Annotated in this window: 19 protein-coding genes; 3 read left to right on the top strand and 16 right to left on the bottom strand. The window is 40.6% G+C overall.

The window, feature by feature from the left end:
• The 13 genes from BMW86_RS20590 to BMW86_RS20530 all read right to left on the bottom strand — a co-directional run bounded on the left by BMW86_RS20590 (position 1) and on the right by BMW86_RS20530 (position 17,082).
• Positions 1 to 1,224, bottom strand: a complete 1,224-nt coding sequence (locus BMW86_RS20590) for an enolase C-terminal domain-like protein (RefSeq protein ID WP_089783834.1) — start codon at positions 1,222 to 1,224, stop codon at positions 1 to 3.
• Complete coding sequence (locus BMW86_RS20585) at positions 1,221 to 2,519, bottom strand: alpha-L-fucosidase (RefSeq protein WP_089783833.1); 1,299 nt, start codon at positions 2,517 to 2,519, stop codon at positions 1,221 to 1,223. Before BMW86_RS20585 ends, BMW86_RS20590 begins: the two co-directional genes overlap by 4 nt.
• A 31-nt stretch (positions 2,520 to 2,550) precedes the next feature.
• A complete protein-coding gene (locus BMW86_RS20580; RefSeq protein WP_089783832.1) occupies positions 2,551 to 3,747 on the bottom strand; it encodes a DUF4998 domain-containing protein in 1,197 nt (398 codons plus the stop codon).
• 11 nt (positions 3,748 to 3,758) lie between these two features.
• On the bottom strand, positions 3,759 to 4,967 hold the full coding sequence (locus BMW86_RS20575) for a DUF5000 domain-containing lipoprotein (RefSeq protein WP_089783831.1): 1,209 nt from the start codon (positions 4,965 to 4,967) through the stop codon (positions 3,759 to 3,761).
• A gap of 18 nt (positions 4,968 to 4,985) precedes the next feature.
• A complete protein-coding gene (locus tag BMW86_RS20570; protein ID WP_089785717.1) occupies positions 4,986 to 6,884 on the bottom strand; it encodes a RagB/SusD family nutrient uptake outer membrane protein in 1,899 nt (632 codons plus the stop codon).
• Positions 6,885 to 6,894: 10 nt separating this feature from the next.
• A complete protein-coding gene (locus tag BMW86_RS20565; protein WP_089783830.1) occupies positions 6,895 to 10,131 on the bottom strand; it encodes a SusC/RagA family TonB-linked outer membrane protein in 3,237 nt (1,078 codons plus the stop codon).
• 146 nt (positions 10,132 to 10,277) lie between these two features.
• Positions 10,278 to 11,159: an AraC family transcriptional regulator gene (locus tag BMW86_RS20560; protein WP_089783829.1), complete on the bottom strand. Its 882-nt coding sequence runs from the start codon at positions 11,157 to 11,159 to the stop codon at positions 10,278 to 10,280.
• Between the two features lie 61 nt (positions 11,160 to 11,220).
• Entirely contained in the window at positions 11,221 to 12,408 is a 1,188-nt protein-coding gene (locus BMW86_RS20555) for an ankyrin repeat domain-containing protein (protein ID WP_089783828.1), read from the bottom strand.
• A gap of 7 nt (positions 12,409 to 12,415) precedes the next feature.
• Complete coding sequence (locus BMW86_RS20550) at positions 12,416 to 13,288, bottom strand: DUF4349 domain-containing protein (protein WP_089783827.1); 873 nt, start codon at positions 13,286 to 13,288, stop codon at positions 12,416 to 12,418.
• Positions 13,289 to 13,293: 5 nt separating this feature from the next.
• A complete protein-coding gene (locus tag BMW86_RS20545) occupies positions 13,294 to 13,947 on the bottom strand; it encodes a tetratricopeptide repeat protein (RefSeq protein ID WP_089783826.1) in 654 nt (217 codons plus the stop codon).
• A gap of 51 nt (positions 13,948 to 13,998) precedes the next feature.
• Positions 13,999 to 15,570: a hypothetical protein gene (locus tag BMW86_RS20540; RefSeq protein WP_089783825.1), complete on the bottom strand. Its 1,572-nt coding sequence runs from the start codon at positions 15,568 to 15,570 to the stop codon at positions 13,999 to 14,001.
• Positions 15,571 to 15,575: 5 nt separating this feature from the next.
• Entirely contained in the window at positions 15,576 to 16,145 is a 570-nt protein-coding gene (locus tag BMW86_RS20535; RefSeq protein WP_089783824.1) for a hypothetical protein, read from the bottom strand.
• Between the two features lie 13 nt (positions 16,146 to 16,158).
• Positions 16,159 to 17,082, bottom strand: a complete 924-nt coding sequence (locus tag BMW86_RS20530; RefSeq protein WP_089783823.1) for a beta propeller repeat protein — start codon at positions 17,080 to 17,082, stop codon at positions 16,159 to 16,161.
• A 265-nt stretch (positions 17,083 to 17,347) separates the two neighbouring features.
• Between BMW86_RS20530 and BMW86_RS20525 the strand changes: the two genes are divergently transcribed.
• From BMW86_RS20525 to BMW86_RS20515, 3 genes are all read left to right on the top strand, one after another.
• Positions 17,348 to 17,761: a hypothetical protein gene (locus BMW86_RS20525; RefSeq protein WP_089783822.1), complete on the top strand. Its 414-nt coding sequence runs from the start codon at positions 17,348 to 17,350 to the stop codon at positions 17,759 to 17,761.
• A gap of 240 nt (positions 17,762 to 18,001) precedes the next feature.
• A complete protein-coding gene (locus tag BMW86_RS20520) occupies positions 18,002 to 18,415 on the top strand; it encodes a hypothetical protein (RefSeq protein WP_089783821.1) in 414 nt (137 codons plus the stop codon).
• Between the two features lie 7 nt (positions 18,416 to 18,422).
• Positions 18,423 to 19,097, top strand: a complete 675-nt coding sequence (locus tag BMW86_RS20515) for a hypothetical protein (protein ID WP_089783820.1) — start codon at positions 18,423 to 18,425, stop codon at positions 19,095 to 19,097.
• A 70-nt stretch (positions 19,098 to 19,167) separates the two neighbouring features.
• Here BMW86_RS20515 and BMW86_RS20510 read toward each other — a convergent pair whose 3' ends face one another.
• From BMW86_RS20510 to BMW86_RS20500, 3 genes are all read right to left on the bottom strand, one after another.
• Positions 19,168 to 19,542 (bottom strand): SMI1/KNR4 family protein, encoded by a 375-nt coding sequence (locus BMW86_RS20510; protein ID WP_089783819.1) that lies wholly within the window; start codon positions 19,540 to 19,542, stop codon positions 19,168 to 19,170.
• A 65-nt stretch (positions 19,543 to 19,607) separates the two neighbouring features.
• Positions 19,608 to 20,426 (bottom strand): YwqG family protein, encoded by an 819-nt coding sequence (locus BMW86_RS20505; RefSeq protein ID WP_089783818.1) that lies wholly within the window; start codon positions 20,424 to 20,426, stop codon positions 19,608 to 19,610.
• A 10-nt stretch (positions 20,427 to 20,436) separates the two neighbouring features.
• Positions 20,437 to 21,510 carry an ankyrin repeat domain-containing protein gene (locus tag BMW86_RS20500; RefSeq protein ID WP_089783817.1) on the bottom strand — a complete coding sequence of 358 codons (1,074 nt, stop codon included), beginning with the start codon at positions 21,508 to 21,510 and terminating at the stop codon, positions 20,437 to 20,439.
• Between the last annotated feature and the right edge of the window lie 14 nt (positions 21,511 to 21,524).

Raw genomic sequence — 21,524 nt, 5'->3', positions numbered from 1 at the left:
TTATAATTTTAGATCGCAGCTACTGCCTGCTTCCTGTGGTGTTATATACACCCCGTTTTCTATTTTCACCGGGTTTATAAAATGTTGCTGCAAATGCGGGATATGTTCTAAAAACAAGGCTTCATGTCCTAAAGCAATGTGATTAAACAATACCAGGTGCTGATGCAACTGCCCCATATCTCCTACATGTGGCACTACCGGAACACCAAACTTACGGCATAGTAAACTGATGGTGATAAACTCGCTCACACCTCCTACCCGCACAGCATCTACCTGCATAAAACCGGCACAACCTGTTTGCAGGTAGTTCTTAAAAATAATCCGGTTAGGTACATGTTCTCCCAGCGCCAGCTTTGTAGGCGCAATGGCATCTGCCAATGTTTTATGGCCCAGTATATCATCAGGATGTGTAGGTTCTTCTATCCAATATGGGTTCATCGTCTGCAACTGCTTACAGATCTTCATAGCCTGTGGCAGCGTCCATTGCTGATTAGCATCTAACATCACCTTTACATCATCTCCTGCGGCTTCTCTTACAATATGTGCCCGGCGGATATCCCGAGTCGCATCCGCAGAACCTACCTTCAGCTTCATGGCATTAAACCCATTGGCTACAGCGACCTTTGTATTCTCTCTTACCTTTTCATCTGAATAATTAAACCAGCCAATTGAAGTATCATAACCCGGATAACCACTGTTGATAATACTTTCTCTTGCTGTACGGCCGGTACTATTATCTTTCATTAACTGCAATGCCTGTTCTTTTGTCAACTCATCTTCCAGGTATGAAAAATCCAGTGTACTTATTATCTCTTCGGGAGAAAGATCTATCAGCAATTTCCAGAGTGGTACACCTCTCTTTTTTGCCCACAGATCATAACAGGCATTCGTCACGGATGCCAGCGCCAGGTGAACCACTCCTTTATGAGGCCCCAGCCAGCGGAACTGCTGCTCATTGGACAATTCATTAAACACCCTCCCGAAATCAAACATCAGGTCTTCTATATCCATCCCCTTTAGCCTTTCTGCATAAAACTGCGCGGCTTTACAAACAAGATCATTCCCTTCTCCCAATGTAAAAGCCAGTCCGGTTCCGGTAAGTCCACTATCATCTTTTAGTTCTGTAACAGCATAAGAATACACCGGATCCCGGTGAATTGCATCACTGCCAGCCCCTTTTGCAAGCGGGAACCGCGCATCTCTTACTTTTATTTCTTTAATCATATTACCGGTATGTCTGTTGTAGTTCCATTTAATTCCAATACAATCACCGTATCATTTACATCAGGTAACTGAGCTGGCAAATCAATTGTTACTGCATTTGCATCCTGCTTATATACTATTGCAGCTCCTTTCAATAAATATGCTTTTTCTATCTTAAGCCCGGGAATAGCAGGTAACGTAAGTGTTTGTTTAGCTTCAAACACATGCAGGTAAATCTTATTTCCTTTACGTGTTGCTGCATAGGCAGCATTGGGTTTATAAGGCCCACCTTTGGTGTTATAAATGCTTTCTCCATACTTATTCAACCAGGCTCCCATTTCCTTTAACCGTGTTACCTGACGCGCTTCTATACGTCCATCCGGCATAGGCCCTACATTAAAGAGCAGGTTCCCGTTTCCACCGGAAGATTTTGCCAATGTTTGTATACACTCTTTCAAGGACTTCATCTGATCGTTAGGTTTCCATGCCCACTGGTTCGCGATTGTCATACAGGATTCCCATGGTTGTGTCATATCCATTTCTCCTATCCGTTGTTCAGGTGTGTTATAATCCCCCGCTCTTACGGAGATCAATGTATCCTGTAGTTTGCTGGTGCTTAAACGGTTGTTGATAATCACATTGGGATCTAATTTTTTAAGATAAGTGTATACATCTACTGCATAATCCTGTTTCCATGGGCTTTCCCAGTTACCATCAAACCAGAGCATGTAAGGATGATATTTTGTAATGATCTCTTTCAATTCATTTTTCATCCTTGCTACAAATTTGTTCATATCAGCATCCGGATCAATCACTGACTTGTGAGGATTATGAATAGCATAATCTTTATCGTGCCAGTCGAGTACCGTGAAATAGATACAGAATTTGATGTTATATTTTTTACAGGCAGCTGCCAGTTCTCCTACTACATCCCTTTTAAAAGGAGTGTTCATAATGTTATAAGAGGAGTAAGCAGTTGGCCATAAACAAAAACCATCATGGTGTTTAGAGGTGATGGTCAGGTATTTCATTCCTGCATCCTTTGCTGTTTTTACCCATGTTTCTGCATTAAATAACACGGGGTTAAACTCCCGGTACAGGCTATCATAATCGGCCTCCTGTACTTCGTTGTTTCTGCTCCAGCCTATTTCTGTTCCCCGTAGTGTTACAGGCCCCCAGTGGATAAACATTCCAAAGCGTTTGCTCATAAAGTCATCCATTACCCGGGCCGGTGTTTTAATCGCCGGGTCTACCATTTTTTGTTGTGCCATTGCATGTGAGAGGCATAAAAAGAATACGACTACTAATTGTTTCATGATTTATATGTTTGAGACCTGATAATATATTTTATGGCCTTGCCCAGAAAGACAATTCACTGATGTTGCTATAATTGCTATCTCCACTTGTTACATGCAGCACCCTGATCCTGATATACCTTACTGCCGGAATACCCGCCCTCAGGTTAATTTTAAAAGGCGCTATGCCATCATCTGTTCTTGTAACGTCCTGTAATAATGTCCAGCCCTTTGCTACTGCTTCATCCTTCCAGCCAGCATCATTACCTGGTAATGTTGTAGCCGCATTCGTGATATCTGCAATACCCCATACTTCAAAATGGTCCGGGTTGTTACAGCAATTTCTTCCTGTGATTTCCACATGTGTTAACTCGTTATACAGCTGTCCCATATCAAATGTGAAATGATGTGGTAAAGAGTGATTACCATCACTATGGAATATGTTAGGGTAAGATTGTGGCCCTACGCTTCCATCCCATAGTTTATCCAATCCTGTCTGACCTTCATAGGTTCCCACATCATTCGGCAATTGCAAAGCGCTGAACAATGACTTATTACATAATACGGGGATATTAGGAAGAGAATCATAATAAGTTACGAAGAAAGTATCTATGGCGCCGCGCACAGGTATGTACCCCGACTTATAATAAATAACAGACCCTGGCTGATAACTACCAATACTGATAGACGTACTATCCGGAGATAACCATTGCTGTTGCGTTATTCCATTTGCATCTGTGTAACGGATTTCAGTGGTAACGTTGATGGTATCCGGTATACCAAATTTCAATGTAACAGCAGTAGGTGAATTATATACACCAGGTTCTATAACATCATAAGGCCGGTTATACAGACTACTCAGATAACTATTGCCATAGACTTTTACATTATTGATTGCAGAAGCAATAGAGCGATTGCCTGCTGAATCATAAGAATAAATTAAAAAACTATACGTGTATTCGCCCAGGTTACTGATGATACACTTTACGGTATCTCCCGGGTTGCTTGTAGTAGCTGGTATAACAGAAGAATCAATACCATTATTCCAAAAAACAATATACTTCTTCACACTGGGGTCCGGACTGGGTTGCCAGCGGATCTGTATACGTCCGTTACCCGGAGAGACTTTGATATTTGAAACAGTGCCGGGATATACAATCTCCCCACCGTTTAAAAAAGAGCGATAATCAGTAGCCTTCTTGCTGCATCCCATCATGCAAATAAGACCTGCTAAAATGAATAATCTCATAGTTGCATATTTTAATACGGGTTACCCCAGAAAGTAATTTCTATTACGTGTGCAAAATCTCCTCCCGACCAGGTATCAGCTACTGCAAAGCGGATAAACTTGACCCGGGGATTAGCCAACGGAATATTGAAGTTTACACCTGCCGCCGCAAAGGCTTTATCTTCGTCTGTTACAGCGCCTGGTCTGGCGCCGGAAGGTGGATCAGGATAATGATAGTTACCCATATTGATCCAGTCACCCGCCATATCTCCCTGTGCGGAAGTTACCGGCAACTGCACATCTGCCGGATTATCTTTCTCGGATCCCCAGATGGTAAAGTCCCGTGGATTACCATGACTGTAAGTATAATCTCCTGTACGTTGCCACAATGCAAACCGGCTTAGTTTCGCGGATACGCCTAATCCAAAAGTAGCCGTGATAGGGAAAGTACTACCGGGCAGTGTATGCCAGCCGGTACTACCACCATCTGTATTACCATCCCACATATAGGGTAGTTCCCAGCCATATCCTATTTTGGCATCTGTAGCCAGCTTGTCTACAAAGAATTTGTTCTTATCCAGCTGTGTTTCGAAAATAGGGCTGAGTGTCTGTTTCAGTGTATCAGAGATATTCCCCCACTGGTCCTGGATATAAATCCCAAAGTTCCTGGGTAAGGTATCCATCCCTCTTACCGAATAATCAATCGTATCAGACTTGGTATAATACTGGTCTCTGATCTCGTAGCGATTGGTAACAGGATCTGTCTCCACCAGTATTACGCCTACAGGTTGTTTGAATTTATTCAGCGCCTTTATATTTACACCGCCAAAGTCGGGTGTTACACTTACTGTAGGAAAGATCATTTTATACACAGGAGTATCCGGATATACTTTCGCTATTACGGCATCAGACATAACGTTCGCACGGCTCACCACATGCAGTGTTACTTCATATTCTTTACTATCTGCAAAACCATTCACCACAATAGTATCTGAATAATAACTTGATTTAGTTTGCCTGCTAAGTGTACCATTCACTTTATAATCCGCCAGTACATAGAGGATATTAGCAGATGACGGCAGGCTGTAAGTAATGTATGCACCACCATTAAAGTTGATCACCTTAATATTTGTTACTATACCCGGCTTTGATTTATCTGTAGACACCACACCATTGTAATTCTCCAGTTTAGAACAAGAGAAAAGCAACAACAGGCATGCACAACTATATAGCTTCTTCATAATTGTATTTTTTAATAGTTACCAGTATAAAGACTGCACCAGATTAGGGTTGATGGTAAGGTCTATATCCTTTACAGGCCAGAGGTATTCCCTGATTCCATAAGACGGCACCAGCTGCGTTTGTAAGCGGTAATAATTAGCAGAACTGGTTTCGTAAATACTCCATCCCTGTAATGGGCTACTTAACACCCCCTGCAATTCTTTCCATCTGCGTAAATCCCATCCGCTCTGTGCTTCAAAACACAATTCTATTCTACGCTCCTGATGAATGATCTGTCGTAAACCATCTTTAGTGGATGGCTTACCCGGCGACCGGGAATAGTTACTCCATGCATCCTGTATTCCCTGCAAGCCGGCTCTTTGCCTTACACGGTCTATATACTGGAATACTTCTGCGGTAGGACCATTTACTTCATTCAGGGTTTCCGCGTATAATAAATACAAGCCCGCCAGCCGGATCAAAGGCAAGTGATAAGCGACTTCCTGTAATCCGTCATCAAAAACAGTCTGGTAATGCACCAGCTTCTTGGGCCAGTTGCCGGTAATGTTAATCCTGATCAGGTCTTTAGGTCCTGCAAAAGAAGTGTTGCCTTTCGCCTGTACGGACAATGCATTCTCCTGGTCCAGTACACCATTTCCAAACCAGATCCCTCCATCAAAGCCTATACTGGCATAAAAGCGGGGTTCCCGGTTAAAGTGGGCTTTAATGGTCTCATACCCTTCCCGGATATAATATTTATTAGCAGGATCTCCGCTGCGCAGACCATAACGTCCTGCATAATCCCATGTTTTATCTTCGTTGATAGGCACACCGTTACGGGTATAGAACAACTCTGCTACAGACTCCGGTACCGCAAAATTCGAAGATGCAGAAGTTACGTTTGCAACGGATTTGGAAGTCATACGGGGTATGCAGCATGATTGATACCCAAACGTTGGATTCAAGGCCCAGATGAGTTCAGGGTTTACATCCCATTTCTCCGTAACAGCATTTTGGATAGTTAATAATTGTTTTAGTGAATCAGACAACTTACTGATATTGGCAGGCACAATGAACGTATACAAATGAAGTCCCTGTTCTTCGCTGGCTAATATAGCCGCCTTACAGGCATCAGCAGCCTTTTGCCATTTCTGTGCATCATAACTTGCAGGAAACAATGCTGTTCCGTCTTTGTCCTTAAATCCTGCATAATCAGGATTGCCATTAAATAACGGACTAGCCGCTGTAGCCAATACCTCTGCCTTTACGGACATGGCTGCCACACTGGTAATACGTCCTAATTCTTTCACCTGGTTTTCGATAGAAGGCGGCAGATCAGGGATTGCTTCATCCAGCAGTTGTACGATATAATTAAACACGGAATCGACTGGCTCTCTTTTCACTCTCACTGCTTCTGTAGAAGCATTCACGGGCAGGTTTTTCCTGATTACAGGAATAGAGCCGTACATCCTGGCTAAATAAAAATGATAGTAGGCTTTCATGAATTTCGCCTCCGCAATCCATCTCTTTTTTTCCGTAGCGGAAAGATCTACCGGCAGGTCTATATTATCCAGGAAAATATTACATCTGCGGATAGCTACATACAATGATACGCCACCGTTTTCTCCATCCCAGTAATTCAGTGAAGGAGAGATCACGTTTTGTGTACCACGTATCATATTAAAGCCTCCTTCAAATACAGGATGCTCACTCAGGTTGTTGGGATATATAATTTCTGCGGAACCTGTAAAACCGGCATTCATTGCCACATTGCTCATAAATTGTAATGTGGAATAACAGGTAAAGAGATAATTCTCTGCTTCATTCCTGTTTCTGAAAGCATATTCCAGTGTACCTACATTTTCCGGCGTTACATTCAGGTATTTCTTACAGGAAACAGCAGAGAGTAATAATATCAGGAAATAAATACTTCTCATCGTTGTAGTTTTAGAAGTTAACATTTAATCCCGCATTGAAAACCTTCTGCACAGGATAGGCAAATCCATTACCTCCCAGTTCAGGGTCCCATAGTTTAAAGCGGCTCCAGGTGAAGAGGTTTAAACCACTGAAGTAGATCCTGCAATTGGATATAGCGGCTCTCTTCAAGATGCTCTTTGGTAAGGTGTACCCAAATTCCAGGGATTTCAGGCGGATAAAACTGCCATCACGCATCCACCAGGTACTTGTTTGCAGGTTATTGTCTATTAAAGTAGCACTGGTACCTAAGCGGGGATACTGCGCATACAGGTTCTGATTTTCTTCAGACCAATGGTCATCTGCCCAGGCTTTCATTAACTGTGATTGTCCATTGATGTTGGAGCCATAAGGCGGTATAACGAATGGACTTACATATCTTGGATCTATAAACAGGGTAGTGCGTGCCAGACCCTGGAAAAAGGCAGATAAATCAAAGTTCCTGTAACCGGCAGAAAATCCGAACCCATATACTATTTGCGGAGTGGTTGGCAAACCTATAGGCACTTTATCCGCTTCTGTGATCTGTCCGTCTCTATTGATATCCCTGTATTTGATATCTCCGCCTATGGGTGCAATACCATTGGTAGAAAAAATCTGCCGTGGAGAAACAGCGGCTTCTTTATCATCTACGAAAAGTCTTTCTGCTATGTATCCGAAGTTCTGATTGATAGGTTTTCCGGCCCTGTACCGCCATGCTTCGGCATATACCGGCTCTTCATAACGTTCATACTTATTTTCGGTTGCGGTGAGGTTACCTCTTGCAGATACCCACAGATGCTCCCCAAAATTCTGCTTATAATTTATTTCCAGATCAAGCCCTTTTGAAGAAGCGGAACCAAGGTTGGCCGCAATACCGGCTTCCAGTCCCATCGTAGATGGAATAGAGGCCCTGTTCATCAGGATATTCTCACGATGCTGTTTGTAAATCTCTGCAATGATGTTCAGGTTCTTAAACAAGGTAACTTCCAGTCCGATGTTGGTTTGTTTGGAAGTCTCCCACGTAACATCAGGATTAGCGTAATTATTGATATACACCCCATTACGGATATATCCGTTATTGGTACCAAAGTAAGTAGGATAACCTGCATTCAGATTTACATCAGACATGTAAAAGAAGCGTTGGGAACCAATAGCATCATTACCCGCCAGCCCATAACTGCCTCTTATTTTTAACCTGTCTACAAAACCTGTCATTCCTTTCCAGAATGGCTCGTTTGATACCACCCATGAAGCGCCCAGGGTGGGAAAGAATCCATAACGATGGTTTGCAGAAAAGCGTTCCGACCCGTTATACCCAAAGCTGAATTCCAGGAAATAACGCCTGTTGTACGAGTAGGTAGCACGGCCTGCCAGCCCGAGGTTGCGGTAGGGTAATGAATACTGTAAACTGGGCAACTGTGTATTCGGGTCCAGTGCATTGGCGTAGAGTGTCTGCTGACGGGTAGCTACCAGGGAACTGCTTACATTATGTTTGCCAAAGTCCCCGCTATATTCCAGGATACCCTGCAAATACAGAAAGGTGTTCATGTTTTTATACCCGGGATAATACACCAGGTATTCTGTTGCTACCCCACCCCCTGTAGTTTGCGGATTAAGCCATTTTAAGGTGTATTTATCCGTTAGCTGGTCGTAGGTGCCAATATTGTAAAAAAACGGCTGGTAGGCCATCTGATTATCGAAATAGGCATACCGGTTGGTGCTGAACAATCCCCGGAAAGTTAAACCCGGCACTACGAAGCTTAATTTCTGGTTTACTTCAAATTGTGCGGATAGCCTGGATTCGGAAAAACGCTTGTATCCTTTCAGCATATTGGCCAGCGGATTGGTATACCCTACCCCTGTAGCCGTGCCTCCCTCATTGGAGTTCCCGAACAGGATATGTTTTGTGTATATATTGGCTTCGTCTGGTGCATAGAGTGCCGGGAATAACACCGGACTGGTATGCATGGCCTGACTATACAAATCTGTTGCAAAAGATGCATCATTTGTAATAGGCCCGTTATAATCATTGAAGTTACCAGACAGTCTAACGATCAGTTCTGTGGTAGGTGTCACATCTATATTCACATTAGACCTTAACTGGTAGTTCTGAAACTTCACATTGTTATGAAAGCTGTTAGCCCCGCTCTCCTTTAAAATCCCATTATCGACGTTATAAGAACCTGCTACATAATAACGGGCTACACCTCCCCCACCGCTTACGCTGAGGTTCGCACGCTGGGTAGTAGTGCGGTCTTTGAACATCAGTTTCATCCAGTCTACCGCCGGGTATACATAAGGATTACTTCCAGGCGCATTTTTCAATGTCTGCTCTGTATTTAAGATCTTATTCTGACTGAACAATGGTGGTTGCAGCGGATTCCTTGTGGTAATCGCTTCATTGTACAGTTTCATGTAAGTAATAGGGTCAGCGATCTCTAAACGTTTTGTGGGCTGGGAGATACCGTTTTCAACACGGGCACTAATCTTTGCCTTTCCTACCTTACCTTCTTTAGTGGTAACGAGGATAACACCGTTAGCTCCCCTGGCACCATATAAAGAAGTAGCGCTGGCATCTTTTAAAATGGAGAAGCTGGCGATATCATCTACCTGCAGGCGTGCCAGGTCATTAGAAGTCAGTTCTACGTTGTCAACCAGTATCAGCGGGTCCTGCTTATAACCAAATGTGGTAACGCCTCTGATAAAGAAAGTAGCATTGTCCTGCCCTGGTTGCCCGCTTCGCTGGTAGGCGACAATACCGGCTACCTGTCCGGCAAGGGCGGTGGTCAGGTTACTGGAAGGGATTTTTAGGTTCTCAGGTTGTACGCTGGTAACGGAGCCAACTACGGCTTCCTTTCGCTGCTTCTTACCAAAAGCGGTGATCACCACCTCTTCCAGTCTGGAGTTCTTTTCCTTCAGTACAACACTGATTTTTGTGTCTGCGGACTTTATCAGTACACTAGCGGACTGAAACCCTATTGCTGTTATAAGCAATCTGGTACCGGGAGATACATCTAAAATGAATTGTCCGTTTTCATTCGTGGAAGCACCTGTATTTCGTTTATTCTCAACAACAACGCTGGCACCCGGAATTAAATTACCAAGGGAATCGGTGACCGTTCCGATAACAGTAATTTTGGATGGTGTTTGTGCATAGATACGGATACAGGTGAATAAGAGCAATAACGTAATGCATAATGCATTACAACATAGCTTGCTGCTTTTCATACTCGTGGAAATTTGGATCAGTAAATGAATATTAGATTTTGGTTGCTTCTAAGTGGCCTGGAATTGTTTCTTCATAACGGTATAAAATTAGGGCTAGGTGGGTATATCCAAAATGGGCTATTCTTTCATTATAATGGATTATCCTATTATTTTTCTCTCATCGCCTTATACTGTTCCGGTGATACATTCATATACTTTTTAAAAAGCCGGGAGAAATAATAAGGGTCTTCATAACCTATTGCTTCTGCCACCTCCTTTACTTTTATATTATCCTTATACAGTAACTGACATGCTTTCTGGATTTTAAGGTGAATGAAATAATCTATTGGCGGCATGCCTGTTGCCTTGCGGAACTGGGTAGAAAAATAGGATGCTGACAGTTTATGTCTGGCTGCCATTTCTTCCACGGTCAGTTTCCCATGCAATTCACTGCGCATATGCAGAATAGACTGGGTGATATAATTTTCTTCCGATTGCTTATGTTTAGCAGGATACAGGAACGTAGCCAGAAAATGATACAGTAAGAAGTTGGCATTACACAGGTTTTCAGTGCTATATCCCATCGCTAGGCTTTGGTACATATTATCCCAAATCTCCAGTCCTTTTTCATTTAAAGGGATCTGCCGCGGGCCATCCGTCAATCCGATCCCGAAAGACGCGTTAAAGCTGCCCATGTCCTTTCCGCTGAAATGTACCCAATAGATGGTCCAGGGGTCTTCTTCATCGGCACCATAACGCAGATATTCACTGGTGGCGGGTATAATTACGAACTGGTTAGGGCCTACTAGGTAATGATTACTGCCTATGGTATACCATCCTTTGCCTCTCATGCAGTAGATGAGGATGTTATCCCGGCAACCGTTCCGTCGCTGGCGGTGATGGAAGGTAGCCTTCGGGAAATACCCTATATGCGTGATGTAAATCTGGCTGGTAGCAGGGTAGTTCTTTATCAGGTTGGTACAGACAGCCTCTGGCAAACTGATAAGCTTTTCGCCTTCAAATCCATCACGTCTTTTATTTTTGACCATCCTTTTTTCGGAAAATATAAGAAAAAAAGGCTGTATCAGGATACCTTTATTAATACCTAAATTAATTTGTTAACAAACGGATTAAATCTGTTCTGTTATTCTTCAATGCGATTCCTAATGGGGTAAGTCCTTCGTTATTAATTGTATGAGGAGACAATTTTGTCTGTAATAAAAGCTGGACGATATTTTCCATCAAACCTCTGCCAGCAGCTGCCTGATGCAATAAAGTATTTCCGTTTTCATCTTTCAGATTGATCATTGCCGATTTGAAATGTTTCAAAAATGGTATCAGCAGGTCTTTCTCATTTCTTCTTACCAGATCAAAAATTGTTGCAGGTACCGATTGAATGATAAATTCCAATAACCAGTGGGGATGAAGAGAAAAGTATGTTTTAAAGTATTTCCTGCCGGCATTGCTGCTTGTACAACTATTGATAAGGCCTTTAACTGCTTCTTCATTCAGATCCTTTTTTACAGCCTTTAAATAAGGTTTTATATAATCGTTTTCATATGGAAAAAGAATACTGATCCATTTTAAATTTATACGGTTAAACCAGGATATTTTTCCATGAGGAAATGGAGATAACTTCAGATAAATCATTCTTAATATGATCTTCTCCTGTATATCCAACACTTCAGGAGCCTCTCTCAGGTTAATAAGGAAAACGGAAAAGGGGTTATCAGTGTCTATTTCCTGCTGGTCTTCAATAACCCAGCAAAATATCCTATAATAACAGTCATATTGATTCGGATTAAGGGTATAGTATTCGCGTCCTATCCCCACCGCCAGATATAAACAGATCCATTCTATACTGATAGATCCCCCATTACCTGCGTATGCCTTTTGTGCTTTCAGATCTGCTTCTGCTACTATTGTTATTCTTATGATTTTACAAATTAGCTCCAGACTGGAGCTAATTGTTATCATTGCAATACCCTTAATCAGCATGGCGAGATTGTAGGTGCCTAATTCATCATTTCCCAGGAGTTCAGCAGAAGCACCTTTTTGAACAAGGGTCTGAAGAGATGCGAGGATATTTTCCAGTCCGGTTAAATCAGCATTCAGGAAAAGTTGCCCCAGCTCCTCGAATGTTGATTTAAACTGCTTGTCCAATAGTTTTACATCTTCTTCCCTTATTGATCTTCTAACCGATAGCCACAAAGATTTCTCCTTTTCAAGATCTTTACGATTTGAAATTACATCTTCTTTTATCTGAAGGAAAGATTCAATAGGAAAAGCGAATTCCATTAGACACTTATTTTTCTGCTATCAGTTTTAGTAATTTCAATTTATCAACAATTAATAACAAAATAAATATTGTAACTGCTAATCCCAATAATGTTATCGTCAAAACAGCATAATATTTTATAGTCCATTCCAATGCTACTTTCATTCTGCTGGCAAAACTAATTTTCTTTTCAGGTGCACCTTCATACAGGGAAAACCTAACTGAACAAAATTCATTCTCCGTATCAAAATTTCCTAATTCAACTCCCAACTCCTGCATCTGTGTTTCTATTTCCAGGATTTTATCATGCAGGGTGACATAGTCTCCAATGGCTCCGCTTCTGGATTTCAATTCATTTAATGAAGCCAGATTCTTTTCCAGAGAAGCTTTCCTTGCATTTAATTGTCTGTATTCATTTGTTTTATCAATCTTTGTGATTTCAGTTGATTTCACCAGGGCAATGTTCTGAATCTTTGTATAGAAGCTATCGAATTTTTCCGGGTTAATACCAATCAATAACTGAATCTGACGGTTTCCCTTATTGCCGGTATTTTGTTCATATTGAATTACTCCTTCAAAGTTGGCTGTAATCTTTTTTATGCTATCCAGGTCCTTTTCAAACTGCGATGTCTTTGATACAACGGTGGCTGTTTTCTCATATTTCTGAGAAGAAGCTATATTAGCCTGTTGTGCCACATCCTGTTTCATCATTTGTTTCTCAGATGCATAGTTTTTTCTTAAGTTTCCTACGCTACTGAAAAAGTTATTTGAATAGTCATTGCCGGATTTTACATCTGTGGCAACGTATCCGTATATAAGCCTGAATATTAACATCAGGAAGAATAATCCGATAAACCATCTTCCGAATTTCCAAAATCTTTGTTTGAATGTTTGTGTCATAGTCTTTAATATTTTGTTATTTGTTGTAAATCTGGTAACTGCTGATAGCATTTTTCTATCGCGGCAGGTTTGCCAAGCATGAAATCCAATTCTATGTTTTGTGCTATTTCAATGGCTTTATGGGCGTAGTTAGCTGCTTCTGTTTTCCTGCCTAGCTGGTAATACAAATGTGCCAGCAATTCATAATAGTAATGTTGTTCATGATCTTCACTTAAGCTACCTTCCGTATCCGGGTAATCAATGACCAACTGCAAGGCTTCTTCTAACCTGTCTGTCAGCTTACGAAGCAGGATCGTTTCAGCAAGCAACAGATCTTCTCTGCGAATAACACCAATCCGTTTGAATTTTCTATGAAAATCCACTGCTGATTGCAAATAGGTCTCTGCATTTTCAAAATCACTTCTTTGGTAATAGTAGTCTCCCAGCATACCCTGTACAATAGCAATGATATAGATTTCATCAGGATATCCGGTGATTAGCATTTGAAGCAATTCAATACCAGCTTGTTGGGTTTCTTCATCTTTACTTCCGGATAAAATGTCTCCCTGAATCTGCAATGCTGTTACCTGCATGTTATGTTCAGCATGCTGTAGCTTGTTGAAAAAAGCAGTCTTTATTTCGGCACTCCATATTTTGTTTCTGAACCATTCATCCATCATCCTATGCTATTTTTAAATATTCATATTTGCGTGTCCCCTGAGGGGCCTCAGTTACATCCAGTCACCCGTATCTGAAGCATTTTCATTACCAACCCACCTGGAGAGTAGACTTTCTGCCATAAATTCTAAGAATTTAAGTCGTTTAGAAGATGCTGCACCAAAGGAACCCCTTGCTTCTGCGCCATATTGCAACGCATCTACCCATACTTCATTTTCAAATTCACCATTCCCTATCAGGTATAATTCATTCTGGCCCCTGCTGTAGGCTAAAAGCATACAACCATCAGTTATATCAGCCTTATCCGGTAGCCCAAAAAGTGTTTCCATATCCTCCTGAAAGAGTCCCGTAGATTTCCATTTTTCAGAATCAGGATATACCCAGGCTTTAACACCTAATGAATTACCAACATCATGAATTTTAGTGGCTGTTATCGGGAAAGGTTTTTTCAGGTTATCAATAGCTTCTGTACGCAGGTAATCAATACCAGATATTTCATCTACATTGAAATACCCCCCTCCTCCACCACTACCGATCTCCATCAGATATATCTTATACTCCGTAGGTAATTGTAGGTCGTTTGTTTCTTCAAATACTTCAAGCTCCTGCAGAGACCATTTGCGAAGTTCAAAGCGTTCCATATAACTATCGGTAACCTCCTCCTTCTTTTGTATCTTATTATGTATCCTCCTCATCCTGATTGCGATCATTCGCTGTTTGATCAGATTTAGTATAGCGGCATGTTGCTGTACCAGTGGATGACCGGGATAAATGAATTGATCCGTCTCCTTTGCCTGCTCATCGCTTACAGCCTTCAGAAATGCGTTGTGGATTTCTTCTTTTCGCTGTGTTTCAGCAGCTACCCAACGGATATAACGTTCATCATTCTTCACATGCTGAAAATAAGGGTTATCCGCATCTTCTACAAGCCCTTCGGCAACAATAACGTATGCTTCTTCATATCTGTTAAGTTTCAGCAATAGATCCGTCATCGTCTCTTTTATATATTTATGCTTACGCCAGTTGGACAGTTTAAAGCCACGTGCCACAATATCCAACGCTTTTTCCAGTTTAACAGGGTCCTCTTCATCTTCACTGGCACACCAGCCGATCTGGTTGGAATAAACTATTATCATATCATCCATCCATGATCCATAAGCATCAGTATCTTTAAGCGGGATAAGGGCAAGACATTTCTCTGCCTGTTCAAGCATGAATGGTTTATATTTCGTTCTGCTGCTTTTTTCCTGAGCGTTTACTACAATATAATTCCAGTGTGAAAATTTCCAGTCCTCCAATACCAACGATAATGTTGACTCATACACTACCACGATGTTCTCCGGACGGATATATCGCGTTCCACCATCATTCTGTACCATTGTTTCTTTGGGTTCATCTTCAGGGTCTTTAAGATTGATCATTAACGCAGCGGACGTAAATGCCATCCCATTTACCGGAAAGCTGATGGGTAACAGGGCTATCATTTCATCCATGCAGGTAATGGCCTTATCTACATCCTGCTCATTCAGTTTATTCTCTGAAATAAGCTTTTCGGTATTAGCACACAATGTATAAGCAGCTACGTACAGGCGTTTAAATGCAAGAATTTTCTCAGAGTTGGTCATGTAGACTATTCATTATAGTATTGTGCGAACCACACATCAAATAAAGCTTTGAATTCATCCTGTGCGCTTTTAATTATTTCACCGGGCTTATCTACAGGATTGATATTAAATGTTTCCTTCAGCCAGTTTTTATAGGCTTCCGCATACTCGCTTTCCTGATACTCCTCTTCATCTTTATAAAAATAGGCTTCATCATGATATACAGAGATTTCTGTATCGTATGTCAGCAATTGCATTAATTCAAGGATATTCTTTCCCACAACATGAACCCCGCCTTCATCACCGAATACCACAACAGGCATTTCTTTTAAGGATTTACCTTTTCCCTCATCCCAAAATGCATAAACAGAGCCGGAACCATTTGCAACAGCAAATGGCATCAGCATCTTTAAAAAACCCTTATCTGTTGACCAGGAAGAAAGAGCTGACTCTCCATCGCTGTCAAGATAAAAACATTCCGAATAGCTTTCAGTGCCATGTTCCTGTTCAAATTCAAATAACAGGGATAACTCATCAGGGAGCTTATTACCATGAAAATTGCTGGCGAATTCCTCAGCCGGAGTGTGTTCATTCATTATTTATAGATTTTTACTTAAAAGGTGGATGCTTCAGTCGCTGCCATTTTTTGCCATCAAATAACACAATATCTTCTTCTCCAACTGAGAGCAGGGTGTTTTCATTTGAGTCTATGACACCACTGGTAACACCCAGTTTCTCAAAACCAGGTTCAGGATGAAGCCCATCGTCCATCACTATATACAGATGACCTTCTTCATCAGCTACATACCATTGGCCTCTGAATTGTGTAGCGCTTTTGAATGTCCCTGTTTCATTTGTCTGAATCACCTTCCATTGTGTACCTCTTCCTTTCAGCACTATCCCATTATCGCCACAGATTAACACAGTACCATCGGCTCCGCAACGCACACATTCCAGGCGGGTATTTACAGGGCTATCAATTTGCTGCCATTGTTTTGCCTGACGCATCCAGATTTCTCCGCGATAACCAACAGCATAGATTTCATTATCATCAATACCATCAACACTTAAAAAGCCTGCGATCTCCAGGGAATCTTCTTCCAATATCACTCCTGCATCCAGCCGGGTCCATTTCCCATTCATGATCTTTCTGCTATAAACCTGCCGTCTCATACCAACAGCAACGAAGTAATCCCCAATGGCACGGACCTCACTCATGGTCCTCAGGTTGTTAGGGCCATTTTTGCCTTTATGTACATGTTCATTATGGACAGCAGTAGGTTCATTGATGGTTAATTGTCCATCGATTCCCATGTAGCTCACATGTCTCGCGAAATTCTTCTTACCGGATGTTAATGAAACAATGTCCATGTCTTCCTGGAATATCTTCCAGGTTTTATCTTTTAAGACAGCCAATAAACTATGGGGTATGTCTTTATTCTCCAGTTCTTCAGATGCGGCTATAATGGCAATAACACCTGTTTCTGTAATTATCCCTGTAATGTACCCAATATCTCCTGGCAGTTTACTCATTTGATTAACCTCTTATTATTCCGTCAAAAATACATTACTGAAACAGATTACATAACTATCCTACTACTACAAATGATCTACATGCATTTAAAACCTCTACATCGTCAATTATATAATCAATTACAATAAATTGATTATCATAATTTTAAAGCATTTGTAGCATAAGTGTAGACAGTTTGTAGGTGACCAATATTTTTACATACTCCCCCTGCCACTTACTTTTGGGCTTCCACTAAAAACTTAAAAAAACTTAAAAATTAAAACCATGGGACTATTAGAAAAAAGAGCTGTAAAAGCATTTCAGGACGGTAGCTACAAAAAGTTAACAGATGAGATCAATGCAATTACTGGTCACACTATTGAATTTGAGGTTAACTGGGATAGCCTGGCAGAAGAAGGATCTGCAGATAAGTATGAGGATGCCTTTACTATGGTATATTTTACCCCTCTTGTATCAGCAGTAAAAGAAATAGCAGCTGATGATATGGGAAAAGAAGCACTTAAGGACGCCCTGAAGAAAGTGGTTATTAAAAATGAAGGAGGATACATTTATGGTTCCAGTGCCTATAAATTCAGTAATGGCGTTTTAACAATAGATCATCAGCCATGTACTAATGTAGATAACGGACTTGCAGAGCGTACTACCGAACTGACGGCAATTCTAATGAAGAATTTATAGAGGTCCATGAACAACCTGTTGAAATCAGTTCCTGCTATTAATAAGCAGGAACTGATTTTAAATAGGCCAAACTTATCAACACACTACAAATCAATCGACTATAAGAAAATATATTATACTCGTAGAGCATTTGTAGTATATATATAAAATTAACGTAGACTATTTGTAGTCTACCAATATTTGTAGATACTCCCCCTCCCTCTTACTTTTAGGCATCTAAAAAAACTTAAAATTAAAACCATGGGATTATTAGAAAAAAGGGCATTAAAAGCATTTCAGGATGGCAGCTACATAAAGTTAACTGATGAAATCAATGCAATTACTGGTTACACACTTGAATTTGAGGTCAACTGGGATAGCCTGGCAGAAGAGGGATATTCCACTGAGTATTATGATGAATACTTTACCAAGGTATATTTTACCCCCCTTATTACAGCACTAAAAGAAATAACAGCTGATGATATGGGAAAAGAAGCGCTTAAAGAGGCTCTGAAGAAAGTGATTATTAAAAATGAAGCAGGAAACGTTTATGGGTCCACTGCCTATAAATTCGGTGATGGTGTTTTAACAATAGATCATAGGTCATTTGCTAACGTAGACAATGTTACTGAACGTTCTACCGAGTTGGGAGAACTTTTAATGAAAAACTTATAGATATCCAATGAACAAATCACTAAAATCAGTTCCTGCTATTAATAAGCAGGAACTTTTATTTCACATAGCAGAACATTTTCCTGCTACAATATTAAGCATCACCACTGATGCGGGACGATCCTATACAGGTGTAGTATTAACGATTGGCAAAGTAAGAACTGATGAAGCCTTTCTGGTATTACAGGTTACTGATGACAGAAATGCATTGACAACCAGGTTTCTACATCTTACGGTTGGGAAGATCGAGTCTATTGAATTGATTAATCCTGCCGACCTGCTTAGTATACTGTCTTTGGGTAAGCTTACAAAAAATGAGACTTATGAAGTCTCAGGAAAGTTAGCAGTTCAAAGAGGTTTTCAACTTTTCTCAGAAGCTATTTTTAATGCTCATGCTATAAATGTTGGAGTACCGGTTATGGAGCTTCCTACAGATGGTCTGCAATTAAACAGGGTATTAAAGCTGACGCAAAAAATACAACAGGTCATTATTGATTTGCTGAAAGAGGAAGATGCTCTTAGCGGCTGGAAGGCCCGTTATAATAAGATAGCCTTTATCAATAACGATGATCTTGAAGTAAAAGGAGTAAATGATTTGGTAGAGATATATTTTCCATTTGAGAATATTGAGGCTCCTGAGGTCTCTGCTGAAAAGTTAACCGATTTGCTCATGTCTATATTATAGTCATGCATTTTTTAGTGGATGATCCGGGGATGTGAAGCGGGGCCAAAGGGCCATCTGCGGAAAAAGTCCGTCATCTCCTCATTGGGAACCTCATTCCCCCAGTGGTAGAAATACCGGTATCAGGCTCTGTTTTCCAGGGCATATTCTTATTATCAATAAATTCTCCGGCATCAACCTGTTCTTTCCACCTTGTCCACACTTCAATTATTTCCTCTATAGACATTAATTTGGTATGATCAAACAATGAAATATTCGGATCAAACTTTATAGGAGTTTGTCCATTATGAATCTTATAAAATTCAACAAAATCACCAGGTAATTTTACACCTGTCAAACGTTCCAATTCGTCAATTTGTTCCTGTGTTGCTCCTTCATTTAAATCTTTGTATACAATTGGAGCCATTTCTTTTAATTTATCTTCTACTATTTTCCAGGTCTCTTTCATCTACTTTAATTTTATTTATGTCCTGTTTAAAAGTGTTGTTATTTCATCTCCGGATAACATCCGGTTCAGGTAGAATCCCAATGGAAAAGCAGGTTTTGAAAATTGAGATTTTCCAGATCTTCTTTCCTGATAAAAAATTGTGCACTTCCTACATCCCCCCAACTCAGGTCTTCATAATTTTGAAACTGCGCCAATAAAAGACTATCCTTCCATTCTGAGAGCGACTTCCTCGGATCCTGGTTATTTTGAGAATAATGATATCCACCAATTTTGTTCATTCCATATCCAGGTTCTGTATCTTGTTTGGAATAACGGCGCTCAGTAAGATTTAAGTAATCCATCCATAAGCGATTGCTTCCGGATATAACATCATAAGGTAGTACCTCTTCAAAACGAAAATCAGAAGTAGTTATGTATTCCGTTTCTTTTCGAAAGGAAAGAGAATACTCCGAAATTCTATATGAGTCCAGGGGATTATCAAAATCTGAAAACAGGAGTTCCTTTTTCCGGATCACCTGGGGATGATAAATAACCTGTAACTGGTCTTGCAGGTTATGCCAGTTCCTGTCATCTACAAAGAGTTGTAATATTCCTTTTTTCGGGAAAGATGGCAAGGGAGGCATCTCTTCAAAATTGATCTGCAGGAGCAACATCAGCTCTCTTCCTGTTTTCCGGTGTTTAGGCCAGGGTGTAGGATTTACAGTACTAATATCAGGGTAAGGAAGATAAAACATATCCAGTGGATAATCGCAGGGAAAATAAGGCTCGCCCCCTATTTTACTTTGATACAATTCCGTCTTTTCTTCTTTTAATGATAGAAGTACAGACGGAATAGCTGTTGATTCAATAATACGCTGATATGGTTGTAGTGATTTAGGAAACATTGTTTGCGATTTATTTTTCAATACGCTCTTTCACATCAAAATGATTGGCTATCACCTGATGATGATCTATAATCAATGTATCTGCCTGCAACGTCTGCTTAACTTCCAATGCATAATCATTATAAAAAGTCTCAACCTTTTTGGCTTTTAAATTACCTCCAATAATCACAGGACCTTCCGTATACATGCTCTCACATTCAAAATCCCCTCCCACAAATAACCTGCGCCCCTGCACATTAGAAGCATGACCCTTAACCGTAAGATTCCCTGTTACCATCAATGAACGGATCTTTAAATCACCTGTAACAACCAGGTTACCATGATGTACATAAGTATCCTTCGATATATTTTTTATCACTTTATCTTTAGGTTCTGATGTGGTTGCATTCGTAATAAGCGCTATGCAGGCAAAAACTAGTTCAGGGTCTTGTTCTTCTATTGCTGCATAAAAGTTTGATATCGTTGTTGAATAAGCCACAATAAACAGACTATCGACGATATCATGTAATTTTTCACTGCTATAAACAGGTATCGGGACCTGAGATAACCATTTCATCATATTTTCCTCTGTGAGTTCATCTAACTTTTTCGGAGGAGGTAGTCTTTCCGATTTTGTTTTCTTCATCGTTTCTATCAAATATGGAAGCACCTCTCCGCTAAATCGTGATGATATGGCCTCAGACAATCCACCAACTTTCCTCGGGTTTATTCCCTTTTCTTCAATGAAGAATTTAACTACGCGGATTGCGCCAAACTCTGCTGCCCGGCGTAAAGGATGAAAATATTCTCTATCCCCATCAATGGAAACACCATATGAAATAAGCATTTCAATCAACTCAACATTATCCTGAACAACTGCTAAGTACATTACTGACCAGTTATTTATAGTTTTAAATGTAAGATCTATACCACTCTCTAGTATTTCCCTGATGGCTGCCAGCGCCTGCCGGTTATTTTCATTTGCCTTTTCCAGTATCTGGAGATATTCAGCTTCACTCTTCTCTACTCTGTGGTATTGATAGATGTAATGTAAATCGTCTATCTTTTTGATCAACGTTTGTAATTCCAGTTGTTTTTCTGTCACGCTTTTATTTTTAT

Origin of the sequence: Chitinophaga sp. YR573 (assembly GCF_900110995.1) — a bacterium.
Classification (GTDB): Bacteria; Bacteroidota; Bacteroidia; order Chitinophagales; family Chitinophagaceae; genus Chitinophaga.
Note: the sequence above shows the minus strand (reverse complement) of the source record. Positions and strands in the feature narration are given on the sequence as shown.